The following is a 6234-nucleotide window of genomic DNA, read 5'->3' as shown; positions in this document are numbered from 1 at the left end:
GCGCGCAGCACTCGCTGCCCACCCGGGCCGAGGTGGACGCCCTGCTGGCGGCGGCCGAGCCGGCCGACGCCGCAGCCGCCGGGTCGGTCCAGCGGACCGAGGTGCGGCATGCGCACTGACGGCCTCTGGCACCCCCGGCTGCTCCAGCTGATCAGCTCGCTCGGCCACGGCGACCTGCTGGTGGTCGCCGACCCGGGACTTCCGGTGCCGCCGGGCGTGGAGAGCATCGACCTGGTCTGGCGGCGCGGCGACCCGCCGTTCCTGCCGGTGTTGGCGGCGGTCCTCGACGAACTCGTGGTCGAGCACGCCGACTTGGCCGAGGAGCTGACCGACCCGGTCCTGCTGGCCGGTCTTGACAGCCGGTTCGAGCAGCACGGCCTCACCGGCGCGGTCGGCCGGCTCCCGCACGAGCGCTTCAAGGAGCTCACCCGCTCCGCCCGCGTCATTGTCCGAACCGGCGAGGCCACTCCCTACGCCAACGTCGCCCTCCGGGCCGGCGTCCCGTTCTGACGAAGCGTCACATATCGCGCGACATCCCCCCACCGCGCCTGCTCCACCTTCGTGCCACCACACCCCGCCCCCCACCCGAAAGGCCGCACCCTCATGAACGCCAAGCTCGCCCTGACCGCYTGCACCGCTCTCGTCCTGGTCACCACCCTTACCGCCTGCGGACAGGAGGGCGACAGCTCCAAGTCGACCAGCACGACCGCGAAGGGCGGCAAGCCCACGGTCTGCCTGGTGATGAAGTCGCTCGGCAACGAGTACTTCCAGGCCATGCAGAAGGGAGCCGTGGAGCACGCCGGACAGCGCGGAGACCTGACCCTCAACGCGACCGGCATCCAGAACGAGACCGACATCGACGGCCAGATCGCCGCCATCAACAAGTGCATCACCGACAAGGCCGCCGCCCTGGTGCTCGCTCCCGCTGACTCCCGCGCCCTGGTCGCCCCGCTGCAGCGCGCCTCCAAGGCCGGGATGAAGCTGGTCAACATCGACGTCAAGCTGGACGATGCCGCGCTCAAGTCCGCCGGCCTCGACGTCCCCTTCGTCGGCCCGGACAACACCGCCGGCGCCCAGAAGTCCGGTGAGGTGCTGGCCAAGGCGCTCGGCGCAGGCGGCAAGGTGATCATCCTCGAAGGCGTCTCGGGCGCGGCCAACGCCCAGCAGCGCAAGGCCGGTTTCGAGGCCGCCGCCACGGCTGGCGGCCTCCAGGTGCTCGACTCCAAGTCCGCGAACTGGGAGACCGACCAGGCCTACACCATCACCACCAACCTGATCACCGCTCACCCCGACCTGCAGGGCGTGATGGCCTCCAACGACAGCATGGCGCTGGGCGCGATCAAGGCCATCGCGGCGGCCAAGAAGCAGGGGCAGATCAAGGTCACCTCGTTCGACAATATCGACGCCATCCACCCGTACGTCCAGGACGGCACCGTGGTGGCGACCGTGGACCAGTACGCCGCCAAGCAGGCCGGTGACGGCATCGACGTGGCAATGAACGAGATCGCCGGCCAGCAGGTGAGCACCTGGGTGAAGACCGACGTCAAGGTGATCACCAAGGCCGACCTCGGCTGACCTGGCCCCCGGCCTGTGGCGGGCCCACCCGCCACGGGCCCGCGCCCCGATCCGCACCCTCGATCCGCATCCGACCCGCGCCCCCAGCCGGAAGGCGAGCCCACCCCATGAACACACCCGACACCAGCCCTCCGGCCCCGGTGCTCGCTGCCGTCGGTATCAGCAAGCACTTCCCCGGCGTCCAGGCCCTCGACGATGTCCGGCTCGAACTGCTCCCCGGCGAGGTGCACGCCCTGCTCGGCGAGAACGGTGCCGGCAAGTCGACCCTGGTCCGGATCCTGGCCGGCATCCAGCAGCCGGACTGCGGCGGCATGACCCTCGGCGGCGAGCCCTACCGGCCCGCCGACACGGCCGCCGCAATCCGGGCCGGCGTCCAGGTGGTGCACCAGGAGCTCAACCTGCTGCCGAACCTCACCGTCGCCGAGAACCTCTTCCTGCAGAACTTCCCGCGGCGGTTCGGCCTGGTCGACCGCCGCGAGCTGAACCGCCGCGCTGCCGAACTGCTCGCCGAGGTCGGCCTGGATATCAGCCCCCGGACGAAAGTCGAGCGGCTCGGCATCGCCCAGATGCAGTTGCTGGAGATCGCCCGGACGCTCTGGCAGGACTGCCGGGTCCTGGTGATGGACGAACCCACCGCGACCCTGACTCCCCGGGAGACCGAGCGCCTGTTCACCCTGCTGCGCCGGATCACCGCGCGCGGTACTGCCGTGCTCTACATCTCGCACCACCTGGAGGAGGTGTTCGAGATAGGCGACCGGATGACGGTCTTCCGCAACGGACGATACGTCACCACCCGCGACCTCGCCGACACCGACACCGCCGAGGTGATCCGGCTGATGGTGGGCCGGGATCTCCAGCACGAGTACCCGCCGTACCTGCCCGGTGAGCCCGGTCCGGAGCTGCTGCGGGCGGAGGGGCTCCAGCCGCAGGACGGACAGCCCGTCAGCTTCGCGCTCCGGGCCGGCGAGGTGGTCGGGGTGGCCGGGTTGGTCGGCTCCGGCCGGACCGAGACGGTCCGGGCGCTGTTCGGCGCGGACCGGGCCGTCGGCGGAAAGGTCCTGGTCAAGGGCGTACCGGCGCGGCTCCGGACCCCCAGGGACGCGGTGCGGCACGGCATCAGCCTGCTCACCGAGGACCGGAAGAGCCAGGGGCTGGTGCTCGACATGCCGCTGGCTGCCAACGTCACCCTGACCGCGACCCACAAGGTCTCCTGGGGCGGCCTGCTCCGGCGGGCGGAGGAGAACCGGCTGGCCCAGCACGCGGTGGACAGCCTCGCCGTCCGCACCCCTGGCGTCCGGCACCCCGTCCGCACTCTCTCCGGCGGGAACCAGCAGAAGGTCGTGCTCGGCCGCTGGCTGCTGGCCGACACCGACGTCCTGATGGTGGACGAGCCGACCCGGGGCATCGACGTCGGTGCCCGCTACGAGATCCACCAGCAGTTGGTGGATCTGGCCCGGGCCGGAAAGGCCTTGCTGGTCGTCTCCTCCGACCTGCCCGAACTGATGGGCATCTGCGACCGGATCCTGGTCTTCTCCCGGGGCCGGATCGCCGGCGAGGTGCCCCGCGAGGAGTTCGACAGCTCGCACATCCTGACCCTGGCCTACTCCGGCTACGTTTCCGCCCCCGCCTCCGCGACGCTCTCCAGCACGGATCCCGCAGCTGACGCATCCCCTGCTGACGCGTCGGCAGCCGAGCGTCCGACAGCTGAGGCATCCGCCACCGGCACGCCGGCCGACGCCACTTCAACGAACGGTGACACCCGATGACCACCTCTGCCGCCCTCACCCGCAAACCCCGCTCCGCGGCTCTGCTCGCCCGCCAGGTCATGGGGGAGGCGGGGATCGGGATCGCCCTGCTGGCCCTGGTGGTCGTCTTCACCGTCGCCGCACCGAAGTTCGCCACCTCGGACAACCTCACCAACATCGCCACCGAGATCACCCTCAACACCATGCTCGCGGTCGGCATGACCTTCGTCATCCTGGTCGGCGGCATCGACCTGTCGGTCGGCTCGGTGATGGCTCTGTCGGCGGTGGTGGCCGGCCCGTTGCTCACCGCGCACGGTCTCTCCACCCCGGTCGCGATCCTGCTCGCGGTGCTGGTCTCGGCGCTGGTCGGGATGGGCTGCGGGCTGGTCAACGGCTTCGTCTCGGAGCGCTGGCGGGTGCCGTCGTTCATCATCACGCTGGGAATGCTCAACGTGGCGCGCGGCGCAGCCCTCCAGTACACCAACGCCAAGACCGTGTACGACTTCCCGGCCGGGTTCAGCCTGTTCGGCACCTCCACCGTGCTCGGCATCCCGACCCTTTTCTGGATCGCGCTGGCGATGGTCGCGGTGGGTCATCTGGTGCTGACCCGCACCGTGTTCGGCCGCCTGGTCTTCGCCATCGGCAGCAACGAGGAGGCGGTCCGGCTCTCCGGCCACCGCACCTCGATCGTCAAGGTCGCCGTCTTCGTGATCAGCGGTCTCACCGTCGGCATCGCCGCCGTCACGTACATGGCCCGGCTCAACATCGCCAGCCCGATCCTGGGCAGCGGCTACGAGCTCAGCGCCATCGCGGCGGTGGTGATCGGCGGGGCCTCGCTCTCCGGCGGCAAGGGTTCGATGATCGGCACCCTGCTCGGCGCCTGCCTGCTCGGTGTGCTCACCAACGGCCTGCTGCTGATGGGCGTCTCCGACTTCCAGCGACAGATGATCACCGGACTGGTCATCATGGTCGCCGTGGTGGTGGACTACTACCGGGGCCGGCTGGCCGCCCGTCTGCCCGTCGAAGCCTGAACCACCCTCCAGGATATCGCTCACGTGTGCGAATATCTTTGCGTCTGCCGCCACTCCCATCCATACAGCTCGGATGCTGCCGGCCTGGCACCTGACCGGGTTCCACGAGCCGGAGCACCCGAGCGCGAACGAGGACGGGTTCCGCACGGACGTCGTGGAACTCGTCCGGGAGCTCGGCAGCACCACGATCCGCTGTCCGGGCGGCAACTTCGTCTCCGGCCTCCGTGGGGAGGACTCGATCGGCCCGCGCGAACGGTCCAGGTCCAGCGGTCCAGGGCACCGGCGATTGCCTCGTTAGGTTGGGGACGCGGCTTGCGGGTGGTTTGCCTGCGAGTGCGGTGTGTCCGCGGTGGTGATTGTAGGAGTGGAGCCAGCCGGGGAACGCTTCGCGGCGTTCGATGTCTGACCGGTAGGGGCGGGCGTAGGCCCATTCGTCGAGCAGGGTGCGGTTGAAGCGTTCGACCTTGCCGTTGGTCTGGGGCCGGTAGGGCCGGGTTCGTTTGTGGGTGATCCCGGCCGCCGCCAGGCTGTCGCGCCAGTCGCGTGAGCGGTAGCAGGAGCCGTTGTCGGTCAGAACCCGTTCGACGGTGATCCCAGCGCCGGTGAAGAAGGCGTGGGCCCGTTGCCAGAAGGCGGTGGCGGTCTCCTTCTTCTCGTCCGCGTGGATCTCGCTGTAGGCGAGGCGGGAGTGGTCGTCGACGGCGGTGTGCAGGTAGCTGTAGCCGGCGTTCCTGCGGGTCTTGCGGCCCGCTTGCCGGCCCAGGACCTTGTGTCCGCCGCCGTCGGGGATGTTGCCGAGCTTCTTGATGTCGACGTGCACGAGCTCGCCGGGTTTCTCGCGTCGTAGCGGCGTATGACGTGCCCGGTCGCGCGGTCGAGGCGGGTCAGCCGGTAGCGGGTCAGGACGCGGTGGACGGTCGAGGGGACCAGGCCGAGCAGGTGGGCGATACGGGCCGGTCCCCAGCGGCGCAGGAGGCGGACCTTGATGATCCGGCGTTCGGTCCGGGTCGGTGTCCGGCGCGGCGTGTGATGGGGACGGCTGGAGCGGTCACCATGCCCGCTTCGCCCAGGGCGCGGTACCGGTCGGCCCATCGCTGGGCGGTGGTCGGTGAGACCTGGAAGCGTTCGGCGGCCCGGCGCAGGGGCCAGCCGTCCTCGACCACACAGCGGGCCAGACGCAGTCGGCCGGTCTCGGTCAGGGGTGCATTACGGTGGGGCACGAGGGCCTTTCGGCCAGGTGTAGACGTCGTAATCCACACCGAACCGGAAGGCCCTCACCTGTTCAAGGGGTGTGACCCAGATACGGCAGAAACCCGCCAGAACTTGATCTTGGGTTGAGCCGGTGGCTTACCACGTCATGCGTTGGGCTGTCGTGGCTACGGGCCTTCTGCCTCGCGGCATGATCTCGGGCGGCACGATGCGGCGCGGGTGCCTGGAACGTCGTTGGCTGCCGGATCTTGCGGGGCGTGGGGATGACTTCGATCGAGCGGACTGTCGACCCTTGACGGCCTCGGTCTCCTGTCCCAGACCCGGGTGCAAAGCAGGCGTCTCAGCTCTCGGCGGGGGCGGCGGGCTGGTCTGCTTGCCGGGAATCGGATCGCCATCAACGGGGTTGGTGGGGGACGAGCCGTTATTGGAGGGCCATGCGAGCGATTCAGGTGTACGAAGTGGGCGGTCCCGAGGTGCTGCAGGAGGCCAAGGTGGACCAGCCGCGGCCGGGTCCGGGCGAGGCGATCGTGGAGGTCGCCGCATCCGGGGTCAACTTCCTCGACGTCTACCACCGCGAAGGCCGGTACAGCCTCCCGCTGCCCTTCACCCCGGGCGCTGAGGGCGCCGGCACGGTCGTCGAAGTTGGACCCGGCGTCGCTGACGTCGCAGTCGGG

At 69.9% G+C, this 6234-nt stretch carries 5 protein-coding genes and 2 pseudogenes; 6 read left to right on the top strand and 1 reads right to left on the bottom strand.

Annotated elements, in window-relative coordinates; translation table 11 throughout:
- Positions 1-108: 108 nt before the first annotated feature.
- The 5 genes and pseudogenes from rbsD to ACXJMZ_RS36150 form a co-directional block, all read left to right on the top strand.
- Positions 109-510, top strand: a complete 402-nt coding sequence (gene rbsD, locus ACXJMZ_RS36170; protein WP_457034250.1) for a D-ribose pyranase — start codon at positions 109-111, stop codon at positions 508-510.
- Positions 511-603: 93 nt separating this feature from the next.
- Positions 604-1575: a sugar ABC transporter substrate-binding protein gene (locus ACXJMZ_RS36165; protein WP_082598399.1), complete on the top strand. Its 972-nt coding sequence runs from the start codon at positions 604-606 to the stop codon at positions 1573-1575.
- A 107-nt stretch (positions 1576-1682) separates the two neighbouring features.
- Positions 1683-3341 carry a sugar ABC transporter ATP-binding protein gene (locus tag ACXJMZ_RS36160; protein WP_457034249.1) on the top strand — a complete coding sequence of 553 codons (1659 nt, stop codon included), beginning with the start codon at positions 1683-1685 and terminating at the stop codon, positions 3339-3341.
- Complete coding sequence (locus ACXJMZ_RS36155) at positions 3338-4351, top strand: ABC transporter permease (protein WP_457034248.1); 1014 nt, start codon at positions 3338-3340, stop codon at positions 4349-4351. The genes ACXJMZ_RS36160 and ACXJMZ_RS36155 overlap by 4 nt, the downstream gene beginning before the upstream one ends.
- Positions 4352-4445: 94 nt before the next feature.
- Positions 4446-4604: pseudogene (locus ACXJMZ_RS36150) on the top strand (alpha-L-arabinofuranosidase); the annotation flags it as partial.
- A 27-nt stretch (positions 4605-4631) separates the two neighbouring features.
- Here ACXJMZ_RS36150 and ACXJMZ_RS36145 read toward each other — a convergent pair.
- Positions 4632-5571: pseudogene (locus ACXJMZ_RS36145) on the bottom strand (IS481 family transposase); the annotation flags it as partial.
- Between the two features lie 423 nt (positions 5572-5994).
- On the opposite strand from ACXJMZ_RS36145, the gene ACXJMZ_RS36140 reads away from it, so the two are divergent.
- On the top strand, positions 5995-6234 hold a 240-nt coding region (locus ACXJMZ_RS36140; protein ID WP_457034247.1), incomplete at its 3' end, for an alcohol dehydrogenase catalytic domain-containing protein.

It is taken from the genome of Kitasatospora sp. P5_F3 (assembly GCF_054049135.1).
This window is presented reverse-complemented; position numbering and strand designations above follow the sequence as displayed.